The organism is Blautia caecimuris (genome assembly GCF_024622975.1).
Lineage (GTDB): Bacteria > Bacillota > Clostridia > Lachnospirales > Lachnospiraceae > Blautia_A > Blautia_A caecimuris.
Genome location: NZ_JANJZT010000040.1, coordinates 1 through 22,951 on the forward strand (window position 1 = coordinate 1; position 22,951 = coordinate 22,951).

At 46.1% G+C, this 22,951-nt stretch carries 21 protein-coding genes and 3 pseudogenes; 22 read left to right on the plus strand and 2 right to left on the minus strand.

Annotated features, from left to right (window positions below):
• Window positions 1–272: 272 nt before the first annotated feature.
• From NSA57_RS17165 to NSA57_RS17260, 20 genes and pseudogenes are all read left to right on the plus strand, one after another.
• A complete protein-coding gene (locus tag NSA57_RS17165) occupies window positions 273–1,103 on the plus strand; it encodes a phage antirepressor KilAC domain-containing protein (RefSeq protein ID WP_257465568.1) in 831 nt (276 codons plus the stop codon).
• Entirely contained in the window at window positions 1,085–1,267 is a 183-nt protein-coding gene (locus tag NSA57_RS17170) for a hypothetical protein (RefSeq protein WP_145992470.1), read from the plus strand. The genes NSA57_RS17165 and NSA57_RS17170 overlap by 19 nt, the downstream gene beginning before the upstream one ends.
• Before the next feature lie 22 nt (window positions 1,268–1,289).
• Window positions 1,290–1,457 (plus strand): annotated as a pseudogene (locus NSA57_RS17175) (helix-turn-helix domain-containing protein); the annotation flags it as partial.
• Between the two features lie 136 nt (window positions 1,458–1,593).
• A pseudogene (locus tag NSA57_RS17180) lies at window positions 1,594–1,716 on the plus strand (VirB6/TrbL-like conjugal transfer protein, CD1112 family); the annotation flags it as partial.
• Window positions 1,710–2,222 (plus strand): annotated as a pseudogene (locus tag NSA57_RS20005) (NlpC/P60 family protein); the annotation flags it as partial. The pseudogenes NSA57_RS17180 and NSA57_RS20005, both read left to right, overlap by 7 nt.
• A gap of 474 nt (window positions 2,223–2,696) precedes the next feature.
• Window positions 2,697–2,924: a helix-turn-helix domain-containing protein gene (locus tag NSA57_RS17190; protein ID WP_002576387.1), complete on the plus strand. Its 228-nt coding sequence runs from the start codon at window positions 2,697–2,699 to the stop codon at window positions 2,922–2,924.
• Window positions 2,905–3,513, plus strand: a complete 609-nt coding sequence (locus NSA57_RS17195; protein ID WP_257465569.1) for a DUF1819 family protein — start codon at window positions 2,905–2,907, stop codon at window positions 3,511–3,513. Before NSA57_RS17190 ends, NSA57_RS17195 begins: the two co-directional genes overlap by 20 nt.
• Window position 3,514: 1 nt before the next feature.
• The gene (locus NSA57_RS17200) at window positions 3,515–4,090 is read left to right on the plus strand and encodes a DUF1788 domain-containing protein (protein ID WP_005929853.1); all 576 of its coding nucleotides are present in this window, start codon (window positions 3,515–3,517) and stop codon (window positions 4,088–4,090) included.
• A gap of 18 nt (window positions 4,091–4,108) precedes the next feature.
• Window positions 4,109–7,762 (plus strand): BREX system P-loop protein BrxC, encoded by a 3,654-nt coding sequence (gene brxC, locus NSA57_RS17205; protein WP_257465570.1) that lies wholly within the window; start codon window positions 4,109–4,111, stop codon window positions 7,760–7,762.
• A gap of 20 nt (window positions 7,763–7,782) precedes the next feature.
• Window positions 7,783–11,256: a BREX-1 system adenine-specific DNA-methyltransferase PglX gene (gene pglX / locus NSA57_RS17210; protein WP_257465571.1), complete on the plus strand. Its 3,474-nt coding sequence runs from the start codon at window positions 7,783–7,785 to the stop codon at window positions 11,254–11,256.
• A gap of 21 nt (window positions 11,257–11,277) precedes the next feature.
• Complete coding sequence (locus NSA57_RS17215; protein WP_257465572.1) at window positions 11,278–11,760, plus strand: DUF3990 domain-containing protein; 483 nt, start codon at window positions 11,278–11,280, stop codon at window positions 11,758–11,760.
• Window positions 11,757–11,996: a hypothetical protein gene (locus NSA57_RS17220; RefSeq protein ID WP_005539002.1), complete on the plus strand. Its 240-nt coding sequence runs from the start codon at window positions 11,757–11,759 to the stop codon at window positions 11,994–11,996. The genes NSA57_RS17215 and NSA57_RS17220 overlap by 4 nt, the downstream gene beginning before the upstream one ends.
• A gap of 3 nt (window positions 11,997–11,999) precedes the next feature.
• Window positions 12,000–12,221 (plus strand): DUF3791 domain-containing protein, encoded by a 222-nt coding sequence (locus tag NSA57_RS17225; protein WP_013274273.1) that lies wholly within the window; start codon window positions 12,000–12,002, stop codon window positions 12,219–12,221.
• A 54-nt stretch (window positions 12,222–12,275) separates the two neighbouring features.
• The gene (gene pglZ, locus NSA57_RS17230) at window positions 12,276–14,798 is read left to right on the plus strand and encodes a BREX-1 system phosphatase PglZ type A (protein WP_257465573.1); all 2,523 of its coding nucleotides are present in this window, start codon (window positions 12,276–12,278) and stop codon (window positions 14,796–14,798) included.
• A 23-nt stretch (window positions 14,799–14,821) separates the two neighbouring features.
• Window positions 14,822–16,942 (plus strand): protease Lon-related BREX system protein BrxL, encoded by a 2,121-nt coding sequence (brxL, locus tag NSA57_RS17235; RefSeq protein WP_257465574.1) that lies wholly within the window; start codon window positions 14,822–14,824, stop codon window positions 16,940–16,942.
• A gap of 42 nt (window positions 16,943–16,984) precedes the next feature.
• On the plus strand, window positions 16,985–17,533 hold the full coding sequence (locus NSA57_RS17240) for an SLATT domain-containing protein (RefSeq protein ID WP_256291019.1): 549 nt from the start codon (window positions 16,985–16,987) through the stop codon (window positions 17,531–17,533).
• The gene (locus NSA57_RS17245) at window positions 17,526–18,350 is read left to right on the plus strand and encodes an SMODS domain-containing nucleotidyltransferase (RefSeq protein WP_257465575.1); all 825 of its coding nucleotides are present in this window, start codon (window positions 17,526–17,528) and stop codon (window positions 18,348–18,350) included. The genes NSA57_RS17240 and NSA57_RS17245 overlap by 8 nt, the downstream gene beginning before the upstream one ends.
• Before the next feature lie 75 nt (window positions 18,351–18,425).
• A complete protein-coding gene (locus NSA57_RS17250) occupies window positions 18,426–18,737 on the plus strand; it encodes a hypothetical protein (protein WP_257465576.1) in 312 nt (103 codons plus the stop codon).
• 92 nt (window positions 18,738–18,829) lie between these two features.
• Complete coding sequence (locus tag NSA57_RS17255; protein WP_257465577.1) at window positions 18,830–19,258, plus strand: MmcQ/YjbR family DNA-binding protein; 429 nt, start codon at window positions 18,830–18,832, stop codon at window positions 19,256–19,258.
• Window positions 19,227–19,658: a hypothetical protein gene (locus NSA57_RS17260; RefSeq protein ID WP_257465578.1), complete on the plus strand. Its 432-nt coding sequence runs from the start codon at window positions 19,227–19,229 to the stop codon at window positions 19,656–19,658. The genes NSA57_RS17255 and NSA57_RS17260 overlap by 32 nt, the downstream gene beginning before the upstream one ends.
• A gap of 71 nt (window positions 19,659–19,729) precedes the next feature.
• Here NSA57_RS17260 and NSA57_RS17265 read toward each other — a convergent pair whose 3' ends face one another.
• The gene (locus NSA57_RS17265; protein ID WP_330671373.1) at window positions 19,730–20,242 is read right to left on the minus strand and encodes an ImmA/IrrE family metallo-endopeptidase; all 513 of its coding nucleotides are present in this window, start codon (window positions 20,240–20,242) and stop codon (window positions 19,730–19,732) included.
• 45 nt (window positions 20,243–20,287) lie between these two features.
• Window positions 20,288–20,704 carry a helix-turn-helix domain-containing protein gene (locus tag NSA57_RS17270; RefSeq protein ID WP_002576372.1) on the minus strand — a complete coding sequence of 139 codons (417 nt, stop codon included), beginning with the start codon at window positions 20,702–20,704 and terminating at the stop codon, window positions 20,288–20,290.
• Window positions 20,705–20,905: 201 nt separating this feature from the next.
• On the opposite strand from NSA57_RS17270, the gene NSA57_RS17275 reads away from it, so the two are divergent.
• Window positions 20,906–22,141 (plus strand): DNA polymerase Y family protein, encoded by a 1,236-nt coding sequence (locus NSA57_RS17275; protein ID WP_257465579.1) that lies wholly within the window; start codon window positions 20,906–20,908, stop codon window positions 22,139–22,141.
• Window positions 22,142–22,223: 82 nt separating this feature from the next.
• Window positions 22,224–22,646: a site-specific integrase gene (locus tag NSA57_RS20010; RefSeq protein ID WP_330671374.1), complete on the plus strand. Its 423-nt coding sequence runs from the start codon at window positions 22,224–22,226 to the stop codon at window positions 22,644–22,646.
• The last annotated feature ends 305 nt before the right edge of the window (window positions 22,647–22,951 follow it).

Sequence of the window (22,951 nt, forward strand, 5' to 3'; positions counted from 1 at the left end):
GAATACCTCCTGAGTTTTAAGGAGATTGTAGCAGAATAAAAAATGAAAAAAAAGATACGGATGATTACTTACTTACTTTTGACCTCTTATGGGTTAAATTACTGGTGGACAATAGGAGCAAATGAAGTCCAATTTTGCCATCGACGGACGAACACATACTTGACTGATTTACATAGAGCCTTGGCTCATTCTTTGAAAACGAGAATGGGTCGAGGCTCTATTTTTTTTCGCCTGAAATCCGGCGAGACAAATTTGAGTAGGAGGTAACAGGTATGACGGATTTCAATCAGAAGACCCATGATACCGATGTGGGCAGTCATGGCGGACAGTCGAGGCAGATGATGGAGGTGTTTGAGAACCAGGAGTTTGGTTCGATCCGGTTGTTACAAGAGGCAGGCAAGACCTTCTTCTGTGCAAGCGATGTGGCGAAAGCGTTGGGGTATGTGAATCCCTACGCCGCAGTGAAACGCCATTGCAGAGGCCCCCTAACGAAACGCGAGGGGGTCGTTCAGAAGGTGAATCAGTATGGGGATGCTGGAGAGCAGGTCGTTGAAATCGCCTTTATCACAGAAGGCGATGTTTACCGGCTGATCGTTCACAGCAAGCTGCCATCGGCAGAACGATTTGAACACTGGGTGTTTGATGAAGTTCTCCCTTCCATCCGCAAGCATGGTGTGTATATGAGCGATTCCGTTTTGGATCAGGTGATTCAGCATCCGGAAGTCATCTACACCCTGGCGCAGGAACTTGTAGCCGAGAGGGAGCAGCTTGAGGGTATCCGCAAACAGCTGGATGCGGCGCAGCCCAAGGCAGACTACTTCGATACCTTTGTGAATTCGGAGGATTGCACCTGCATCCGGAATTTCTGTAAGGAAATCGGAATCCCGGAGAAGACGGCAGTGGCTCTCTTACTGGATCATCGCTATCTGTACCGCAGTCCGAGTGGCTGGCTGATGCCTTTTGCAGACAAATCTGCAAGGGGCTATTTTATTGTCCGGGATTGCTACGGCAGAAGCGGAAAACTGGTGCAGCAGACGAGAGTGACCTGCAAGGGAAAGAATCATCTCTTCAAGTTGTTTAAGAAATGGGGTGTGATCGAATGACGCTTTTTACAGAGGGACGCCTTCAGGCGTTTGAACGCATGATGCAGGATACCGGCAAATACCATCGCCGGGAGGACAGCGAAGATCGTCCGCGCAAATGTCCGAAGAAAAAAGCGGAGCCTGCGAAAAAGGATGGTGAGCACCATGCCGGTATTCAGGGTTGAGAAAAACAGCAATTACACAACGATGTGCAATTACCACCTGCGGGATCAGGGTCTCAGCCTGAAAGGAAAAGGACTTCTCTCCATGCTGCTCAGCTTGCCAGACACATGGAACTATTCGGTACGGGGGTTATCTTCGATTACGCCGGATGGCGTAGATGGAGTGCTTACGGCTTTGAAGGAGCTGGAGCGTCTTGGGTATCTGGAAAGGAACCAGCAGCGTGAGAGCAACGGTCGGATGGGCAGAGCGGAGTATGTGATTTATGAGATGCCAAGGAAAAAGCCGTGTTCGGAATCACCGTGTACGGAAAAGCCGTATACGGTAAGGCATGGACTTGGGACCGCTGCTGGGACTGTATTTGCAGACATTTGTGGTTCAGGTCACGATGCTGGCATTGTCGGCTATTATCTTTGTTATCGTGTATGGCCGAATGGTGGAAATATATCTCATACGAGAAGCCAGGTACAGACGCGGCTCCAGAGTATTTTTGAAGCACAGTATGAGCTGAAGTTGGAGGAAAAGGTGGAAATCCGGACGAGGAAAGAAACCCGTGTGGGCTATCGCTACAATCCGATCACCGGAACCGGACACACCTACACCTATCAGGTGACGGTACAGTATGAGTATAAAATCCTCAATGTAACGCTGCTCAATCGGGGTGTGGACTATGTTGCCAGAAATTCCGGCCTTACAGATGACCAGCTGCAACGCTACGAAGTCACATTGGAGTGCCGGGGCAATCGGGATGATCTGTTTGCAGGCATTGCCTTTGCAATGCCGGATGGCGCAGGTTCCAGCGGAGAATATCAGGATTACGACATTCCGGGCGAAGCTCTGACGGATGAAAAATTCCGGAAGATGATTACAGAAGCTGAGAAATATCTCGGTTATCCCTATGTTTGGGGCGGCAGCTCGCCGAGTACCAGTTTTGACTGCTCCGGTTTTGTAAGCTGGATGCAGAGTATCGCAAGACAAAATCAGAAATGCAGGATTGGCTTGTGGCACAGAAGATTGTGCAGGAAATCCTGAAAGAGGACGACCAGAAAAAAGAGCAGCTGCATGAGCAGGAAGTTCGGCAGGAAGAAGAAAATAGACAAAGCAGTCGATGATGGATTGTCCGGTGCAGTGTGGGCGTAATGCTCATGCTGCACCGGGCTTTTTTCTTTGGCAGGAACTGCCGTTAAAGCATCCGGAACGGATGCACAGCTCGATGCCGCAGGCAGCGTTCTATGGGGATTGGGGAGTTTCCCCAACAAGCAGAAAATCGCTTTCGTGTCACGAAAGCCCTGCTTGCAGAAGAGTGGATTCTAAAAAAATCGTTCAAAATTTGGAAGAACTTTCGATTGATTTTGTTCGTTTCTTGGAGTAGAATATAAATGAGAAATTTTAACTTGCTGCGAGTGACTTTAGACATCGAAAAAGAGGTTCCGTATGGATTTCATGACGATTAAGCAGGCTTCTGAAAAATGGGGCATCTGCACAAGGAGAGTACAGACATTATGCACAGAAGGGCGAATTGATGGTGCCGAGCGTTTAGGCCATCAGTGGGTCATTCCTATTAACGCCGAAAAGCCGAAGGATGCCAGAATCAAAAGCGGCAGATACATTAAAACAAAATCCGGAAATGGAGAGAACGAAGATGGAAAGAAAACCGTATAGTGCCGGAGCCGTGAAATTTTCGTTCTGGTTCATGGAATTTCGGAAAACCGTGCAGCTTTTGAGTGAGGGTAAGAGCTTTGCAGACATTAAAAAGTTGAATGAAGAGACAAACATTTATGGCGCACCGACAAGACTACGAGCGCAGCAGATTTATTCTACCGTAACAGCCCGTATCAAGACATTAGATGAAAGCTTTTACCCAATCTTTTTGAGCAGTGATCTTGCTACACAAAAATTATTTGTGCTGACTGCGGCTCTTTTGCATGACACGCTGTTCTTTGATTTTGTGTATGAAGTAGTGCGGGAAAAAATGATTCTTGGTTCCGACGAGCTGACGGATGCAGATATCCGGATATTCTTCAAAAATAAGCAGGAACAGAGTGAGAAAGTGGCTTCTCTTCAAGACTATACGCTGCACCGCCTCGGCTCCTGCTATAAAACGCAGCTTTATGAAGCTGGGCTTTTAGAAAGCAACCGGGCAAACAGCACAAGAAAAATACTGAGGCCAATTCTTGATATTGCATTTGAGCATTGGCTTTATGACCATGACCTTGGCATCATGGTAAAAACACTGACGGGGGTAAGATGAAATGGATTTAAGCCAAAGACTGGATGAGATGGAGCTTGCAATCCATAAGCCGTCTTTCCGAAAAGGAACAGGCCGCGCAAATGAGGTCAACTATTGGGTGTTTGATTATCCACCGGAAAAGGAACTGGAAGTTCGGGAGCGTGTAGAGTATCTGAAAAATAAGAACGACCGGGGCGATGATGATTTTGAGCTTGTGGTCTTTGACCTGTATGATATCATCATTGACTTTTTGGAAAAGAAAAACTTCATGGAAAAGTGCTATGACTTTGAAAAAAAGCGAGGAATCGAGCGTATCGTCAAGGCAGTGACCAACTCCATGAAGGTAAATGACGATGACAGCCTGATCGTGCAATATATCAAAGAACATACGCCGGAGAATGCAGTCGTGTTCCTGACCGGTATCGGCAAGTGCTATCCGATTTTGCGCTCCCACAAGGTGCTTAACAACTTGCACCAGGCGTTTGTGCGCTGCCCGGTCGTGATGTTCTTTCCGGGAACCTATAATGAACAGGAGCTGATCCTGTTCAATGAGATTAAAGACGATAACTATTACCGGGCATTCCGACTGGTAAAGTAATGGATGGAGGAAACTGTTATGCAGATCAAGGACATGTTCCGAAAGAAAATTGACCGTGAGATACAGGGCGTTATCATTGTCGGTCAGGGTGAAGAGACAAATGTGGCGCAGGAGCTGGAAGAGTATGTTGTGACCCGTGAGCTTCAGCGTCATTTTGCGGATTTCTTTGCAGCATATAAAAAAGGTATTCAGGGAACCACACCAAAAATGGGTGTCTGGATTTCCGGCTTCTTTGGAAGTGGTAAATCTCATTTCCTGAAAATTCTGTCCTATCTGCTTCAGAATAAACAGGTCGGAGACAAACATGCCATCGACTACTTTATCGAAGATCAGAAGATTACCAATCAGATGGTGCTGGCAGATATGCAGCTGGCAGCAAACACCCCATCAGATGTGATTCTTTTCAACATTGATTCCAAAAGCGATTCGAATGGCAAAGAAAATAAGGATGCCATTGTGAACGTATTCCTGAAAGTTTTCAACGAGATGCAGGGCTTCTGCGGTTCCATGCCGCACCTTGCTGACCTGGAGCGCAGGCTTTCCGAGGAAGGTCGTTTTGAAGAGTTTAAGGAAAAGTTTGAAGAAGAGTATGGCGATCCGTGGGAAAGCTCTCGCCAGGACTTCGATTTCATTCAGGATTCCGTTGTCGATGTTCTTTCTGACATGGATTTCATGAGCGAATCAGCTGCCCGTAACTGGTGCGAGAAAGCAACCGAGAGCTACCAGATCAGCATTGAAGATTTTGCCAAGCGTGTAAAGTCCTATATTGATAAAAAAGGCAATAACCACCATGTTGTTTTCCTTGTGGATGAGATCGGTCAGTACATTGGCGATGATTCCAAGCTGATGCTGAACCTTCAGACAGTGACGGAAGAACTGGGCAAGGAGTGCATGGGTAAGGCTTGGGTAATCGTAACGAGCCAGCAGGACATCGACTCCATTACCAAGGTGAAGGGTAACGACTTCTCCAAGATTCAGGGACGTTTCGATACACGCCTTTCTCTGTCCTCTGCCAATGTGGACGCTGTTATCAAAAAGCGTATTCTGGATAAGACAGAGACCGCAGCCCAGAGCCTGCGTCTGCTCTATGACCAGAAAGCAACCATCATCAAAAATCTGATTGTCTTCAACGATGGTGTGGAGAAAAAACTGTACGCCAACGCAGAAGATTTTGCTGAGGTTTATCCTTTTGTTCCATACCAGTTTAATTTGCTTGCCAGCGTGCTGACCAGCATCCGTACCCATGGTGCATCCGGCAAGCACCTGTCCGAAGGTGAACGTTCCATGCTGGCTCTGTTCAAAGAGTCTGCCATGCAGCTGATGGACGATGAGATGGGGGCAATCGTGCCGTTCTATCGGTTCTATGATGCATTGGAGAACTTCCTCGACCACAGCCACAGCAGTGTGATCATCCGCGCTTATGACAACAGCTATATCAACCCGGAAAAGAAGGAAAAAGATGTCTTTGCCATCAATGTGCTGAAGACTCTTTTCCTGATTAAATATGTTCTGGAAATCGAAGCCAACGTGGACAACATCGTCAGCCTGATGATTACCAGCATTGACGATGATCGTATCTCTCTGAAAGCACAGGTGGAAGATGCACTGAAAGTGCTGATGCGCCAGATGCTGATTCAGAAGAACGGCTCCATCTATGTATTTCTGACCGATGAGGAACAGGAGATCAACAACGAAATCGAAAAAGAAAATGTGGAGATGCCGGAGGTCATCACGAAGATTGCCGAGATGATCTATGAGGACATTTTCTCCAGCAAGAAGTATCAGTACCCCAGCTTTGGTGGACGGTATGCGTTCTCCTTCAATCAGACAGTGGATGACCGCCCCTATAAGGCAAACCAGAATTACGATATCGGTCTCCGTGTACTGACCCCGTGGTATGAGGGCGGCACCGATGATGGTACGCTGCGCCTGCTCTCTGGCCAGGGCAAGGAAGTCCTTGTGGTTCTGCCGAACGATGATGCGTTCCTGACGGAAATGCGGGCATACTTGAAAATTGAGCGGTTCCTGCGCAAGAATACTTCTGTGCAGCTTGCCAAGTATGAGACCATTAAGGAAGCAAAGCGCGTGGAGATGCGGGAACGCAACGGTAACGCCAAGCTTTACCTGACGGAAGCTCTGAAAGAGGCTACTATCTATGTCAATGGCGATGTGCTGCACACTTCCGGAAAGGAAGTGACCAGCCGCATCAACGAGGCAATCGGAAGATTGGTGCAGACGGTTTACCACAAGCTGTCCTACATTGACGCAGCGATGGGCGAAGCAGACATCCGGAAGATGTTCAAGACCAGCAATCAGCTGTCACTGGCACTGGGAGATACCGGAGAATCCAATGTTCACGCGCTGGATGATGTGCTGCAATTCGTGGCGGGCAATTCCCGGATGCACATGAAAACTTCTATGAAAACCATTAAGGATCGCTTTATGAAAGCACCCTATGGCTTTGTGGAAGATGACATCCATTGGCTGGTGGCACGTCTCTTTATGCGTGGAGATCTGTCCTTTACGGTCAACGGTGAGAGCGTCAATCTAAACAACCGTTCCGAAGAAGAAATCATCGGCTACATCACGAAGAAGCAGTTTGTGGATAAGCTGCTGACGGAAGTGCGCGTCCGTGTGCCGGAAAACCAGAAAAAGGCCGTCCGCACCGTGATGAAAGAGCTGTTTAAGGTGGCACCGCCTGCCGATGACGAAGATACCATCATGAAGAACTTCCAGCACTACTGCGAGAATCGGATCACCGAGATTGAGCGTCTGGAACCCAAATATGAGAATTACGCCTATCCTGGGAAAGAACTTCTGGAAAAGGGTAAGAAGCGGCTTTCCGCACTGGTGCAGATTCAGGCACCGCTGGAATTCTTTAAGACCGTATTTGACGAGCAGGATGATCTGATGGATTTTGGCGAAGACTATGAGCCTATCCGTGATTTCTTTGGCAGTGAGCAGCTGACCATCTTCACTCGTGCGCTGGATATGCTGAATATTTACGAGGACAGCAAGACCTACATCGTGGATGCAGAACTGGAAGACGTGGTGGCTAAGATGCGTACCATCGTCCGGATGGCGAAGCCCTACAAGGAGATTCCGAAGCTGCCGGAGCTGCGCGAGAAGTTTATGAACTGCTATATGCGCATTCTGGAAGAGCAGGCAGAGCCGGTCAAGGATTCCATCAATCAGGATCGGAACCGTGTCTTTGAAGTGCTGAACACCAAGCCCTATAAGGATACGAAGTTCAACCGTTATTTGGAACTGTTTAAGGAGATTATGGACGGTGCGGAGCACTGCAACAATGTCTCCACTCTGCGTAGCTATGCAGATAAGGCGGAAGCACTGAAGCTGCGCCTGCTCAATGAGATGAACGCAGAGGATATTCGCCTTGCGAAGGAAGCAGAGGCAAAGGCAGAGGCAGAGCGCAAGCGTCAGGAAGAAGAGGCGAAAAAACGCGGCGAGACCGTGAAACCGGCTGAAAAGGTCACAGAACCGCAGCCTGTATATAAGGTGCGCACCACGAAGAATGTTTCCATCAAGACGGTTGCCAAGACTGCGTCGTGGCGGCTGGAAAGCAAGGATGATGTTGATAAATACCTTGCCGCATTGCGTGAAAACCTGCTGAAAGAGATGGACGAAGATACAATCGTCAACATTGAACTATAAATGACAGGAGGATTGGCTCCATGAACAAGACAGCCATAAAGAATTTTGCGATCTGGGCGCGGAATAAGCTGATTGCAGATGTTAGCTATGATGCCCGCTTGATCGGTATTACAGAGGACGGAATTGCCAAGCCGCTGCCGCAGAGCTTCGGTGACACCCAGTTTTTCGATATCGGAACCGCAGAACCGTATTCGATTTCCGGCGAGGCCGTGCGTCAGCGTGACAAGCTGATAGAGGTCATCCAGCAGAAGGAAAAGGATACCGACTATAAAACCGCATATCAGTATGTGATCGAGGAGGTTGCCTATACATGGTTCAACCGCCTGATTGCGATCCGTTTCATGGAGGTCAACGACTATCTGCCTTCCCATATCCGGGTTCTCTCTTCCGAGAGCGGTAAGCTGGAGCCGGATCTGGTCACAACACCTTTTGACGCAGAGTTGCCCTTCACTGCGGAGGAAGAGACTCAGATTTTCCAGCTGAAGCAGGACAACAAGCTGGACGAGGTATTCCGCATCCTGTTCCTAAAACAGTGCAATGCCCTGAACGAGATTCTGCCTGCTCTGTTTGAAAAGACAAAGAACTACACTGAACTGTTGCTCAACTTGTCCGTTACCAACCAGGACGGTGTGATTTATCATCTGATCCACGATATACCAGAGGATGATTTCAATGTTAAAGAGAGTGGACAAATTGAAATTGTAGGTTGGTTGTATCAGTACTACATTTCTCAAAAACATGAGGAAGTTGTTGACATCCTTGATAAAGGTACAGTGAAAAAAGAAGATGTCGCTGCTGCAACTCAGCTTTTTACAACGGATTGGGTTGTTCGATACATGGTAGATAATTCCTTAGGACGATACTGGTTGGAACGAAAGCCGGAAAGCAAACTTCGGGAAAAAATGGAGTTCTTTGCAAAGAATAAAGACGGTTCAGTGCCAACGGTTAATGAAAAAATTGAGCCAACGGAGTTGACAATATTCGATCCATGTATGGGTTCAGGTCACATTCTTGTGTATGCATTTGACTTGTTAATGGATGTATATGAAGAATGCGGATACACGCAAAGAGATGCAGCTGCATTGATTGTTAAAAACAATATTTTTGGAGTAGATATTGACAAACGAGCAACTCAACTTGCATATTTTGCAATAATGATGAAGGCACGTCAGTATGATAGAAGATTTTTCACAAGAAATGTATCGCCAAACCTTTATTGCACCGAAAATTATCCAGAGGGAGAATTACTGGGGTCGTTGATTATTGTAGATCACTTAGAGGAAGAACCTGTTGTACCCGAGGAACTTACACTTTTTAATATGGATTATGAGCATAAAAAGAGTATCTGGAATCTTAGAAGAGTTCTTTCTCAAAAATACACTGCGGTATGTACGAATCCTCCATATTTGAATAAATATAATCCAGAATTAAAGGATTATGTTCAAAAGCAATATAAAGATTATAGTGGAGACTTATTTAGTGTCTTTATGTATAGGAACTTTGACTTTTGTACATCTGGTGGATATAGTGCATTTATGACACCATTTGTGTGGATGTTTATCAAAACATATGAGAAACTTCGAGATTATATCATTGATAATAAGAGCATTACAACTTTAGTTCAAATGGAGTATTCTGCATATGAGGAAGCGACCGTACCAATCTGCACATTTGTTTTGAAAAACAGAACATCGGACAATAAATCGTTGTGCTTCAAATTGTCGGATTTTAAGGGCGGAATGGAAGTACAGAAAATCAAAGTTGTTCAGGCAATTAAGAATCCGGAATGCGGATATTTTTATGAAGCAAGTGCAAATGATTTCAAGCGAATAAAAGGACATCCAATCGCGTTTTGGGCGAGTGAGGAAATGCTAAATGCATTTGAGAATTATCCGACAATTTCTGAAATTGCGCCGCCTAAGCAGGGGCTAGCAACTGCAAATAATGATTTGTATTTAAAACTTTGGTTTGAACCTTTGTTTTCTAAAATAGGAATGGGAATGCATAATTGTTCTGAGGCACAAAAAAGCGGATACAAGTGGTTTCCATATAATAAGGGTGGTGCTTTTAGACGTTGGTATGGAAATAGGGATTATGTTGTAAACTGGGAGAACGATGGCGAAGAAATTAAGAACTTTAAGGATGAACATGGGAAAATACGTTCGAGACCTCAAAATACGGCTTACTATTTTAGACAAGGAATAACATGGTCTGATATTACAAGTGCGTCTTTTTCTGGGAGATTTACAGAAGCTGGTTTTATTTTTGATATAAAAGGTTCGAGTGGATTTCCAAACAACAGTGAAATTTATTATGTATTAGGATTCTTGAATTCTAGTGTATCCCAGAAATGTATAAAAATACTTAATCCAACTATAACTACACAGGTTGGCGACATGTCACGGATTCCGGTTGAAGTAAAGGGGGACTATAAAGAATCTGTTGATTCTAAAGTAGAGGACGCAATTCAATTATCACAGAGAGACTGGGATTCCTTTGAAACATCCTGGGATTATAAGAAGCATCCATTACTCCGCAATGTTTCGAGGATTTCCGAGGCATTTATCCAGTGGCAGGCTGAATGTGATGACCGCTTTAATCGGCTGAAAGCCAACGAGGAAGAGCTGAACCGCATTTTTATCGACATTTACGGCTTACAGGAAGAGCTGACCCCGGAAGTGGAAGATAAAGATGTGACTGTGCGCAAGGCTGACTTGCAGCGAGACATCAAGAGCCTGCTAAGCTATGCCGTGGGCTGTATGTTCGGTCGCTACTCGCTGGATGTGGAAGGGCTTGCCTATGCAGGCGGCGAGTGGGATAGCAGCAAATATCAGAGCTATATTCCGGATGCTGATAATGTTATCCCCATCACCGATGAAGAATATCTGGACGATGATATCGTATCGCGCCTGTGTGCATGGCTGAAAGCAGTTTACGGTGCTGATACGCTGGAAGCAAACCTCGACTATATCGCAAAAGCCCTTGGCAATAAGGGCAGCACCAGCCGGGAAATTATCCGCAACTATTTCTTGAACGATTTCTTCAAGGATCACTGCCAGACTTACTCTGTCACTGGCTCCGGCAAGCGTCCGATCTACTGGCTGTTTGACAGCGGCAAGCAGAACGGCTTTAAGGCACTGGTCTACCTGCACCGCTACACGCCGGATACCATCGGAAACCTGCGCATCGACTACCTGCACAAGATGCAGCGCGTATATGAATCCGAGATCAACCGGATGCAGGGTATGATGGATCACAGCGAGAATGCCCGCGAGGTAGCAGCAGCCTCCAAGCGTAAGGATAAACTTGCCAAGCAGCTGAAGGAATGCCGGGAATATGATGAGAAGATCAGCCATCTGGCACTTTCCCGTATCGAGCTTGACCTCGATGACGGCGTAAAGGTCAACTACCGTAAGCTCCAGACTGCACAGGACGGCAAGTTCTATGAGGTTCTGGCGGACAGCAAGAATATCATGGTGAAAGAGAAGAAATAAGAGGAACAGGAGGCGTTTGCAATGATTTTGTACCACGGAAGCAATGTTATCGTAGAACAGCCGAAACTTATCCGGCAAAATCGTTATCTGGACTTCGGTTTTGGATTTTATACCACCACCAACCGCGATCAGGCAGTGAACTTCGCTCAAAAGGTCACCGACCGCCGCAAAACAGGAGTTGCTACGCTCAATATTTATTCCGTAGAGGAAGCCGTGGCTTTCAAGGAGTGCAGTTTGCTGCGCTTTGACAGCCCAGATGAAGCATGGCTGGATTTTGTAGCTGAGAACCGTCAGGGAACCTATCGGGGAAAGCAGCATGACCTGATTTATGGTGCTGTGGCAAATGATGATGTGTACCGCACTATTACCCTGTATATGACCGGAGTGTTGGATAAGGAACAAACACTGGCGGCACTCAAGATTCGGAAATTGTTCAACCAGCTGGTGTTTGCAACTGAGAAGTCCCTGCAATACTTGCATTTTGAAGGGAGGGAGCTTGTATGAACGAAGATCAGTTCAGCGCAATGCTTGCAATTATTGTGCCGCCCATCATCGAACAGATTACAAAAAACAGCAATGTGGATGATGAAAAAGCGATTTCCCGCTTTTATCAGTCCAAGCTGTATCAGGAGCTTTCGGATGAAAAATCAAAATTGTGGCATTACAGCCCGATGACGCTGTATACCATGTATCAAGATGAACTTCTGACAGGCTCCTATGATTACCCGGAGGAGGCGTGAGCGATGAGCAAAGAATCCAATTTCTTGATTTATTGCATGGAGCGGTACCGTCATTTCAAAGGGCTTTCTGGTGCAGATGTGGCAAAGACCTTTGAAGAGTATGGCATCTATGGGTATATCACAAAATATTTTGAATCACTGCACACAATGGGGGATCATTGCATCGTGCAGGATATTGACGATTATATTAGCAGCATCACAGGCAATAAACGGATCAAGGCGTAACTGCCTGTATGATATTCCCCAAAGGGCGGAATCTATCAAGTAAAGGAAATTGATATGGCAGAATTGAACCTGAAACAAATTATAGACCGCCTGAATGCGGAATTTACCGGGGAGACCCGGAAACTGGTTTTCTGGTACGATGACAAGGCAGAATTTGCCGAGGATATGGAGACGGTTGAGCTTCAGAATGCGAAGATCTACCATCTCCAGCCGGATAACCAGTTCTATACAAAGTATTTTCTGGAGCGTGTGGATAAGACCACGAATTATCTGATTTATGCACCGTTTCCGAAGCCGGATGTAAGGGACAACCATCTGGAAGACACAATGCTGTATTCCAGACGGTTCTTTGCCGACCGTGCTTCCCTCCTGTCGGTTGACCTCGGTATTGAGGAAAAGTACAAGCCGGTTATTGAGAAGCACATCAAGTTTTTCGCCAACAAAGAGCGCACCCAGCGCTTCTATGATCTGGAAATCGAAAACTTCAATGAAGAAAATATCCTTGTCGGTCTGCTGAGTGCAGTCTGCAAGGCGCGTACCTGCTCTTTTGAGGAAGTCGTGCGCATCGTGTTGACGGATGGCGAGCTGGTGGACAATGCTTTCTTGCAGGAGTTTGAAAAATACGATCTGCTGTCTGCATTCTGGCAGCTCTGTGAGCAGCATTTCGGATACACTGATACAAAGCCGAGTCTGGAACGGCTGTTGGTAACGTTGTTCGTTACTTATACTGGTCGATATGTGCAGGCAGAGCTTCCGGCAGCATGGAAGAGCTTTGTCTCCTACAAGTCCGGTAATATCATCGCATTTCTCGATAGCCTGATGAACAGCGTCCTGTACCGGGACAAATACGATGCTCTGTCGGCGCACGTTGCCAAAGGGCTGAATGTTCTTTCGGCATTTGCAGGAATGCGAGTGGACGATTTGGTGGAGTGCGACACTTTCCTTGCCGTGGATCAGGTGCTGGTAAAGTGGCTCATTGGCAGACTTGTTTCGGAAGATATCGGTGCAATCGTAAACGGATTTACCATTCCGGAACTCTGTGAAAAGCGAGCTAAAATGCACTTTGGCAGAAAGACTGGGAAAACCTATCAGATGCTTTCCAGTGCATACAGCATGGTGAAGGAAGCGGATTACCATGCCGCAGATGGCTTAAAGCCAATCATCGACCGATATCTTGCTGCGGATTACAATATGGATCAGCAGTATCGGAAATTCTACTATTATTACGACCAGCTGGAGAGCACGGAAAGCTTTGAGCCGCTTCGGGAGCTGGTGGAAAATATCTACACGAACGAATATCTGGCTTGTCTGCTCCCAGCATGGAATGCTGGAATCCAGCAGGATGCCGCATTTTCGGCAATTCCGTTGCAGCGGGAGTTTTACAATGCCAACCTGCGCTATACCAAGGAACGCACCGTGGTCATCATTTCGGATGCCATGCGTTACGAGGTCGGACAGGAATTGTTTGCCCGAATGCAGGATGACCCGAAATGTACGGCAAAACTTTCTGTACAACTAAGTGTCCTGCCGTCTTATACAAGGCTCGGTATGGCAGCACTTTTACCGCATAAAACACTGGAGATGACGGATGACTTCCAGGTGCTGGCAGATGGTATCCTTTGCGATAATCTGGCAGGTCGGCAGCAGGTGCTGCAAAGCTATAACCCGGATAGTGTCTGTGTACAGTTCGATGATATCAAAAATCTGAAAGTGGCAGAGCTGCGAGATGTGCTGACAAAACGTCAGATTATCTATGTATATCATAATCAGATTGACGCGCGTGGAGACAAGGCAAATACCGAGGATGAGGTGTTTAATGCGTGTGAGGAGGCCGTTCAGGAAATCATGGACTTGATTCATCGAATCTCCGTCAGCGGCAACACCTATCATTTTATCGTCACTGCCGATCATGGCTTTATTTACAAGCGTGATAAGCTGACAGAAAGTGACAAGATTTCTGGGAAAAGCGCGGAAAAAGCATTTGTTAATCGCAGATTTATTGTGTCCAAGGCGGCACTGGAAGATGACGGCATCGACCATATGAGCATGGGACGCGTTCTGGGGAATGAGGACAGCAAGGTGGTGTCCTATCCTGTCAGCAGCAATGTCTTTAAGGTGGCCGGAGGCGGTGCTAACTATGTGCATGGCGGTTCCTCACCGCAGGAAATGCTGGTACCGGTGCTGGAGTTTAAGATGGAACGTGGTCACATGGAAACAAAGAATGCAGAGATTGCTCTGGTCAGCATCGTCCATAAGATTACGAACCTGATCACGTCCATGGACTTTATCCAGTCGGATGTCGTCAGTGATACTGTAAAAGCGGCAAAATACCGCATTTTCTTCCTCTCGGAAGACAATGAGAAAATCTCGAACGAAAACAGCTATGTAGCGGACAGTCGCGAGGAAAATGCACAGAAGCGTATCTTCCGGATGCGGTTCACATTCAAGAATAAGAAATACGACAAGGACAAGCAATATTACCTTGTGGTTTATGACGAAGAAAGCGGTCTGGAGCAGTGGAGGCAGCCTGTCATCATGGACATTGCCTTTGCAGATGACTTTGGATTCGGATTCTGATATAGAGGAGGCAGGAATTCCGTATGGAAATGATGGATATGGCGGCAGACGATACCCGTGAAGAACTGCGCCGGAAGCTGCGCAGCAACTTTGACGGTCGGATCGTCCGCAAAGACCTGACAAAGAAAATAAAAGAAGGAGCAAATGTTCCGGTCTATGTGCTGGAGTTCCTGCTGGGTCAGTACTGTAGTTCAGACGATGAGACAATCATTGAGCAGGGCGTTCAGAATGTGAAACACATTCTGGCAGACAATTTTGTCCGCCCGGATGAGGCTCAGAAAATTCTCTCACAACTGCGCAAGAACGGGAGCCATACCATTATTGATATGGTGACCGTGCATCTGGACATCAAAAAGGATTGCTTTTTTGCAGAGTTCTCTAACCTTGGTCTCACCAATGTACCGATTACGGATGATTATCCGGAAAAATATGACCGGCTGCTTTGTGGCGGTATCTGGTGTATCGTGCAGCTGGAATATGAATCTGAGGGAGACAGCAGCTTTGGAATCACGGATATAGATGGACAGCCGATTTCCTCTAAACAGAAAAAGCAGAAGGATATCTCTCCCATTAGCATCCATAAGCTGACTCCGATTCAGATGCCCCATATCGACATTGAAGAAGTTCGAGAGGGACGCAAGGCATTCACACAGGAAGAGTGGATGGATGTTATGCTGCGTTCCTGCGGATATGAGCCGGAACAGCTGAATAATCGGGAAAAGTGGCTGCTGCTTGCGCGTATGCTGCCGTTGGTGGAGAATAACTTCAATCTCTGTGAATTGGGGCCGCGCAGCACAGGCAAGTCCCATATCTATAAAGAAATCAGCCCGAACAGTATCCTGGTATCCGGTGGTCAGACGACCGTTGCAAATTTGTTTTACAATATGGGGCGCAAAACCGTAGGTTTGGTAGGCTTATGGGACTGCGTTGCCTTTGATGAGGTTGCCGGAATTAAGTTTAAGGACAAAGACGGCATTCAGATTATGAAAGACTATATGGCTTCCGGCTCCTTTGCCCGTGGCAAAGAGGAAAAGGCAGCATCGGCATCTATGGTCTTTGTAGGAAACATCAATCAGAGCGTGGATGTGTTGCTCAAGACTTCCTCTCTGTTTGACCCGTTCCCGTCGGAGATGGGAACGGACACAGCCTTTCTTGACCGTCTGCATTGCTATATTCCAGGCTGGGAGATTCCGAAGTTCCGTCCGGAGCATTTCACCAACGACTACGGCTTTATCACGGATTACTTGGCAGAGTTTATCCGAGAACTGCGGAAAGAACAGTATGGTGATGCGTTGGATAAGTATTTCCGCCTTGGAAAGAATCTGAACCAGCGCGATACGATTGCTGTCCGCAAGATTGTAGGCGGCTATGTGAAATTGCTTTATCCCGATGGAGAGTTCACGAAGGAACAGATTGAAGAAATTCTTGTATTTGCGCTGGAAATGCGCCGTCGTGTCAAGGAACAGCTGAAAAAGCTGGGTGGAATGGAGTTCTATGATGTGAACTTCAGCTATATCGACCTTGATACCTTTGAAGAAAAATTTGTTTCCGTGCCAGAGCAGGGCGGTGGAAAGCTCATCCCCGATGGCATCTGCAATCCGGGACAGGTATATACCGTAAGTCAGGGCAAGTCCGGTATGATCGGCGTATTCCGCCTTGAAAGCCAGATGCTGCCCGGCAACGGAAAATTTGAGCGCACTGGCCTTGGCAGCGACCGTGATTGTAAGGAATCCACGAATACGGCGTTCAATTTCCTGAAAGCAAACGGAAATCGAATCAGTGGTAGCATCAGCATCACGATGCGGGATTACATCATCAACTATCAGGATTTACAGGGCATTGGCATGACCGGAAAGCTGGCATTGCCTACATTGATTGCACTATGCAGCATCGCTCTTGGACGGCCTACGGTCAGTACACTTGCCGTGCTGGGAGAAATCAGCATCAGCGGCACGATTCTGAAAGTGGACGAGCTTGCCAATAGTTTGCAGGTGTGCCTCGATAGCGGAGCAAAGAAAGTGTTGCTTCCGATTACCAGTGCAGCAGACCTTGGCACTGTGCCGCCGGAGCTGGTAGGGAGTTTTAATCTGATTTTCTACAGCAGTGCGGAAGATGCGGTGTTTAAGGCGTTGGGGGTAGAGTAATACTAAAGGTACGGAGGAAATGCGCCAATGGAGAATAGTTCGTTGGATTACCGTAAAAAACTATATTCTCAAATACAAGAAGAATATGGGAAACTTGTATATACCTATACATGTCATTTTAAGATGGCTGATCGGTTGAGTAAGCGTAATTTTTGGATAAAATGGGGACAGATTGGGCTATCAGCAATATCGACAGGTGGCTTCTTGGGAGTGCTCATTTCAAATAAACAGATACTGTTATGGGCTGGTGGACTATGTTCGACAGCACTCCTTGCCCTAACAAGCTATCTGAAGGATAAGGATATTTCCACTGAAAAAACCGATCATATTAAGACTGCGAATAAGCTGTGGAAGGTAAGAGAAAAATATCTGTCACTTTTGACAGATTTTGACGAAATCAGTATTGAAGAGATAGTGCGCAAAAGAGATGAACTGTTGGATGAAAGTTCGGAAATCTACGGTGCTGCACCTTTAACTGATGGGAAAAGTTATGCTGCCGCCCAAGCTGCGCTCAAAACAAATGAAGAGCAATTCTTTACGCAGGAGGAATTAAACAAGATGCTTCCGGCGCATTTGAGAAAAAATGAGTAAATGGGGGATGAACACATTGAGTTTGTATGTTCAAAGAAATGGAGAGGTAATATCAGCTGACAGCCGTTCTCTTATTTCAAAAAGATATTGCACTGTAACATCAGCAATGAACCGTGAGTTTTGGAATATAACAAGCGATAGACAAAATAGTATATATGTTGGCTCCTATGGAAGGGGAACTGCGATAGATACAAGTGATATTGATATTTTGATGTCCTTGTCAGAATCATATTACAACCAGTTCAACTCTGTTTATGGGAATGGTCAATCTCGTCTTCTGCAAGCAGTTAGACAGGCTATTCTTGTTCCGTATCCAAGAAGTGAAGTAAGAGCAGATGGACAGGTTGTGAAGATCAATTTTTCAGATGGAATGTTCTTTGAAATTCTGCCGGCATTCAAAAATTGGGATGGCTCATACAGATATCCAGATACAAATATGGGTGGGAATTGGCGTTCAACTAATCCGAAAGCAGAACAGGATGCCATGAAAAACAAAAATATAAGCAGTAATGGACTGCTTTTTGACACTTGCAAGCATCTACGATATGTGCGAGATAACTATTTTAGAAGCTACCATTTGTCAGGAATCGTTATTGACAGCTTCGTTTATCAAGCAATAGGAAATTGGAGATGGCTTTCCTCTGGAGAAAGTTCAACTTCAGCAGCAGGTACATACGAGAGGATTCTTTTAGATTGTTATAATCAGCATTTTATGTGGGGAGCGATGCCTCTTAGCGCACCAGGAAGTAATCAACAGGTATCTACGGATAACAGCAGAGATTGCCTGGGTAAAGTTCTTAGATATATTGCTGATTAAATATAGCAAGGGGATAATGACAAAAATCAGTGGGAAGGAGGAATTGTTACGACTGATACTCGAAAGAAAGCCTCTATGTCGCAGGTACTGGCAGATATAAAGCCTTACATAACGAAAAAGTTCATGGCGGTACCGTGTATTAAGGAGCAAGACATTCAGGCTATCTGTCAAATCCTCCTGCCCAGATACAAGAATGTGCAGCTCATGCAAGGACTGACCAACAACAAGCCGGATTTCAGAATTCAGGTTAAAGGTTTGTTTGGGACAGAAGAGAAACGGTTTGAAGTGGTTGGTGGTGATAAGAAAAGATCAGCAACCAAGAAGAAATCTGACCTGGGCTGGATTGATCGGCTGGAAGAGATTGATGCTGCGCTGGATGATTTCTGATATCAATGCAGTGTGGAGAGTTATCTGAGGCAAAGCTTTGTGCAACAGGTTGTTGCACAAAGTCACATATAAAATGGCGGGGAAGCGATGGAGTGACACGACAGGAATTATTTACATGGATACGCCAGCAGTACGGCACAGAGCCGGAATACCCCTGGCATGACTGGAATGCTGTGCTGCGGCACAACGACAATAATAAATGGTATGGTGTAGTTTTGGAAGTATCCGCTGATAAGTTGGGACTGCCGGAAGCAGGCATCATTGATGTCCTTAATGTGAAAAGTGATCCGCTGCTGATCGGCTCTCTTCGTGGGCAAGACGGCTATTTTCCAGCCTATCACATGAATAAGGAAAAATGGCTCAGTATTCAGCTCGGCAAACCGGAGCTGGATGATGCCATCAAAGACCTGCTTTCTTTGAGCCATGAGCTGACAGCACCGAAAAAGCGCAACCCAAAATCATCAGCAAAAAATCCGGGAGATTCCGCAAATGGCAAAGAAAAAGAAACTGACGAAGGCTGAGCGAAAGGAAGCACGCCTCCGAAAAGGCAAGCAGTGGCTGCTCACCTATACCGGCTCACCGAAAAAGATGAATAAGCATTACCGGGAACGCTTTCATGTGGATGCTGTGACGGCTGCTAAAGATTTACAGGAGCTTGGAGTCAATTATACACAGGAACAACTCGACCAGATTAAACGGGCTGAAGAACAGCGGCTTCGGCAGCGGAGAATGGAGCGGGAAGCTAAAGAACGGGAACGGTTGGCAGAACTGTATGAGGACTGCGATGGTCGTTTTGCTTTTATCGCTGGATATACAGATGGCGGCGCACTGTATGGTGTGATGTGGGAAGAAGTCGGCATTGATCCGGGACTGCCGTTTGAGGAAAAAGTGAAGCTCTATCACATGCAGATGTTAGGCTGATAATTGTGCAAGCACCGCCTGCACAATTTGCAACAAAAAAGAGGAGCCAGTCCAGACTCCTCAAAGGTACGTTATTTCAAAAAGTTGCTCTTATGTTCCAGTGCGTGCAGATTGTAACCGAGTGTTGCCAAGTGTGCTACCTTCAGCGCAACAAGATTGATGTCGGTGGACATCGCACTGGCGATCTGCTCGGCTGTGTATCCATATTCATAGATGTAGCGAAGGACTTCATCGCTGTCCATCAGGATTTCTGCTGCTACGATGTTGGCTTCATATTCCGGTTTGGATTTCATGTCGTAGAGCATGAACTCATGAATCGAGGTGGTTTTCGCCATATTCCGGTGAAGCTGGTCATGTCCTAATTCATGTGCGCACACGATGCGCAGCATATTTTCATCCAGACTGTTATTCAGGAAAATAAAGCGATTTCGCTTAATCACCCGGTACATTCCCTTCAGGGAACCAAAATTATCGCAAAGCATGACATTGATACCAAGCTGCCTGGCAATTTCAAAAGGGTCTCTGGAACCGCAGCGTTTTACCAGTTTCTCACCGCCCCGTGAAAGCTGTTCCGCATTCATCATACCACCTCCAGTTTACAGTATAGCGAAAAGTGTGTACGATAAATATCACTGATCGGATTTTTTACGCCTCGTTTTCGGGGCGTATTTTTTATTGTTCTCTTTGGCGATCCAGTAGGCATCGGTCAGAGCTTTATATGCTCCTTCGATGGCATCTTCGCTTAATTCGCCGCCAGCGAACATACCGGTCACTTCGCTGACCAGTTCTTCAATATCTTTCGCTGCTTTTGCGCCGCCTTTTTCATGAGCTTCTACGACATAGGTGCCGCTGCTTCCCAGCAGGTACTCAGTAGTAGTATTCAGTGCATCCGCAATTTTCTGGATCGTAACCATATTGGATGGTTTGCGGCTGCCAAGCTCATAATTCTGAATTGTGCGGGCGGTTACACCGGCCTTCTCTGCAAGTTCTACCTGAGTTAAATTGGCTTCTGTTCTTTTTTCTTTCAACCTTTCTTTGAAGACCATAGAAATACCTCTTTCTTTTTTGATGACGAACACGAACACTTTTTCATAAAAACCTATTGACACGAAAAACTGTGCTTGCTATAATGACGATGAAAACACGAAATACAATTCGTGTAATTATAGTATCACAAGAAATGCTGTGTGTCAATGCGTTCGTGAAAAGTTGTTCGTGCTTTCACGAACGGAGAGGAGGAATACAGGATGCAAAGAGTGATTCTTCACTGTGATATGAACAATTTCTATGCCTCTGTCGAGTGTATGCTGAACCCGGAACTGAAGAACAAGCCGGTGGCAGTGTGCGGTTCTGTGGAGGAACGGCATGGTATCGTACTTGCGAAGAACTATGCAGCAAAGGCGTTTGGTGTTTCCACTGGAGAGGCAATCTGGCAGGCAAAGCAGAAGTGTCAGGATCTTGTGATCGTGGAGCCGCACTATGAGCAATATATGAAGTTTTCAAAATTAGCCCGTGAGATATACGGTCGTTATACTGACCAGATCGAGCCGTATGGGATGGACGAATGCTGGTTGGATGTGACCGGAAGCGGCTGCATGGGAACCGGATTTGAAATCGCAGATGAGATTCGCAGAACCGTTAAGTTTGAATTGGGACTTACGATTTCCGCAGGAGTGAGCTTCAATAAGATTTTTGCCAAGCTTGGGTCGGATATGAAAAAGCCGGATGCGATTACCTGCATCGAAGCAGATTCGTTCCGAGAGAAGATTTGGTGTCTTCCTGCCTCTGACTTGCTTGGAGTCGGCAGAGCGACCGAGAAGGTTCTGTCCGGTTATGGGATTCATACCATTGGAGAGCTTGCTGCAACTTCGGATGATTTCTTGAAGTGCCGCCTTGGAAAGAATGGACTGGCGATTAAGAAGTATGCCAATGGGCTGGATGATTCGCCGGTTATGCGTTCCGATTATGTCTCCCCGGTAAAAAGCATTGGCCACGGGATAACGACCATGCAGGATTTGGAAAATAACGCCGAAGTCTGGTGTGTCATGCTGGAGCTGGTGCAGGAGATTGGAACCAAGCTGCGAATACATAAGAAGAAAGCGGGTGGAATAGCGATTTCCATCCGCAACAATGAGCTTTTCACGAAGGAGTGGCAGTGTCGGATTGGAATTCCGACACAAAGCCCTACCTATCTGGCGAAAACCGCATTTGCTCTGTTTGCAAAGAATTATCAGTGGGAACACCCGATTCGTTCGGTGACAGTTCGGGCAATCAACCTGTTTGAAGAGGATTGTCCGATACAATACGACCTATTCACTGATGTGAAATCATTGGATCGCCAGGAACGCTTGGACGCAGCGATTGAGCAGATTCGATTCCGATTCGGGAAAGATGCGATTAAAAATGGGGTACTTTTTCAAAAAAGCAAGATGCCGACAGAGCGAAAAGTGGATTTGGTTATGCCGACAGGAATGATTGGTTAATACAGCACCGGCAGAATCTGGTGAGTTCTTTGCTAAAAGAAAGTCAACACATTCGCCGGTTTACAGAGGAGGAGCGTAGAATATGTCGGAACAGAAATGTAGAAAAGTATATGTACCTGTGAATTTAGATGTGGATGCAGAGGGAAATATCCGTCCCCGTCTGATTCGGTGGATTGACGGACGGGTGTATGAGATCGACCGATTGAAGCATATGTATATGGACGAAGTGACGACCGATGACCTTCGCTTGCTGCTGGTTCCAATCTCCAAGAAATCAGCTTCCCTGTATAGCAAAATGAATATGCTGATCAAATGTGTTTTCTATTCAGCAGAAGAAAGCAAAATCATCAGTTATAATCCGGCTGCGTCGCTTTCCGCAAAAGGCGGAACACCAAAGCAGGAAAAGAAGGCATTGACGGATGAGCAGGTGAAAATTCTTCTGGATACAATCAGGGAATTACCACCGTATGTCTTCGTAATGATTATGTCATGGGGAATAGGCTGAATGTACATCAAATGAAATGTATAAGGAAAATTCCAGTAAGTGAAGGTGGTACAGATAAGCATACTAATATCGCATTTATTTCAGAGGAAATATGGCGAGCTGTTATGACAGAGGATATTTCAGAAACTATCAGAATAATGAAGAAATTCAATATGGACGACAAGCAAAGACGGAGATTCAACCGATTGCGTGAAAATTATGGATTACTACCAATTAAGAAAAGATAACTTAACCCATTGTGCTAGTTAATATAAAAAACTTCAACAAAATATGTTATCCTATAGCTGTACACCACTACATGCTAT

Excerpts from the sequence above, each read along its gene's own strand:
- NSA57_RS17270 (WP_002576372.1), bottom strand. The coding sequence starts at position 20,704 with ATGGTCTTCAAAGAAAGGTTGAAAGAAAAAAGAACAGAAGCCAATTTA.
- NSA57_RS17170 (WP_145992470.1), top strand. The coding sequence starts at position 1,085 with ATGGGGTGTGATCGAATGACGCTTTTTACAGAGGGACGCCTTCAGGCG.
- NSA57_RS17250 (WP_257465576.1), top strand. The coding sequence starts at position 18,426 with ATGTCGCAGGTACTGGCAGATATAAAGCCTTACATAACGAAAAAGTTC.
- NSA57_RS17165 (WP_257465568.1), top strand. The coding sequence starts at position 273 with ATGACGGATTTCAATCAGAAGACCCATGATACCGATGTGGGCAGTCAT.
- brxL (WP_257465574.1), top strand. The coding sequence starts at position 14,822 with ATGGAAATGATGGATATGGCGGCAGACGATACCCGTGAAGAACTGCGC.
- NSA57_RS17265 (WP_330671373.1), bottom strand. The coding sequence starts at position 20,242 with ATGATGAATGCGGAACAGCTTTCACGGGGCGGTGAGAAACTGGTAAAA.
- NSA57_RS17225 (WP_013274273.1), top strand. The coding sequence starts at position 12,000 with ATGAGCAAAGAATCCAATTTCTTGATTTATTGCATGGAGCGGTACCGT.
- brxC (WP_257465570.1), top strand. The coding sequence starts at position 4,109 with ATGCAGATCAAGGACATGTTCCGAAAGAAAATTGACCGTGAGATACAG.
- NSA57_RS20010 (WP_330671374.1), top strand. The coding sequence starts at position 22,224 with ATGTCGGAACAGAAATGTAGAAAAGTATATGTACCTGTGAATTTAGAT.
- pglX (WP_257465571.1), top strand. The coding sequence starts at position 7,783 with ATGAACAAGACAGCCATAAAGAATTTTGCGATCTGGGCGCGGAATAAG.
- NSA57_RS17190 (WP_002576387.1), top strand. The coding sequence starts at position 2,697 with ATGGATTTCATGACGATTAAGCAGGCTTCTGAAAAATGGGGCATCTGC.
- NSA57_RS17215 (WP_257465572.1), top strand. The coding sequence starts at position 11,278 with ATGATTTTGTACCACGGAAGCAATGTTATCGTAGAACAGCCGAAACTT.
- NSA57_RS17200 (WP_005929853.1), top strand. The coding sequence starts at position 3,515 with ATGGATTTAAGCCAAAGACTGGATGAGATGGAGCTTGCAATCCATAAG.
- pglZ (WP_257465573.1), top strand. The coding sequence starts at position 12,276 with ATGGCAGAATTGAACCTGAAACAAATTATAGACCGCCTGAATGCGGAA.
- NSA57_RS17260 (WP_257465578.1), top strand. The coding sequence starts at position 19,227 with ATGGCAAAGAAAAAGAAACTGACGAAGGCTGAGCGAAAGGAAGCACGC.
- NSA57_RS17195 (WP_257465569.1), top strand. The coding sequence starts at position 2,905 with ATGGAAAGAAAACCGTATAGTGCCGGAGCCGTGAAATTTTCGTTCTGG.
- NSA57_RS17245 (WP_257465575.1), top strand. The coding sequence starts at position 17,526 with ATGAGTAAATGGGGGATGAACACATTGAGTTTGTATGTTCAAAGAAAT.
- NSA57_RS17220 (WP_005539002.1), top strand. The coding sequence starts at position 11,757 with ATGAACGAAGATCAGTTCAGCGCAATGCTTGCAATTATTGTGCCGCCC.
- NSA57_RS17275 (WP_257465579.1), top strand. The coding sequence starts at position 20,906 with ATGCAAAGAGTGATTCTTCACTGTGATATGAACAATTTCTATGCCTCT.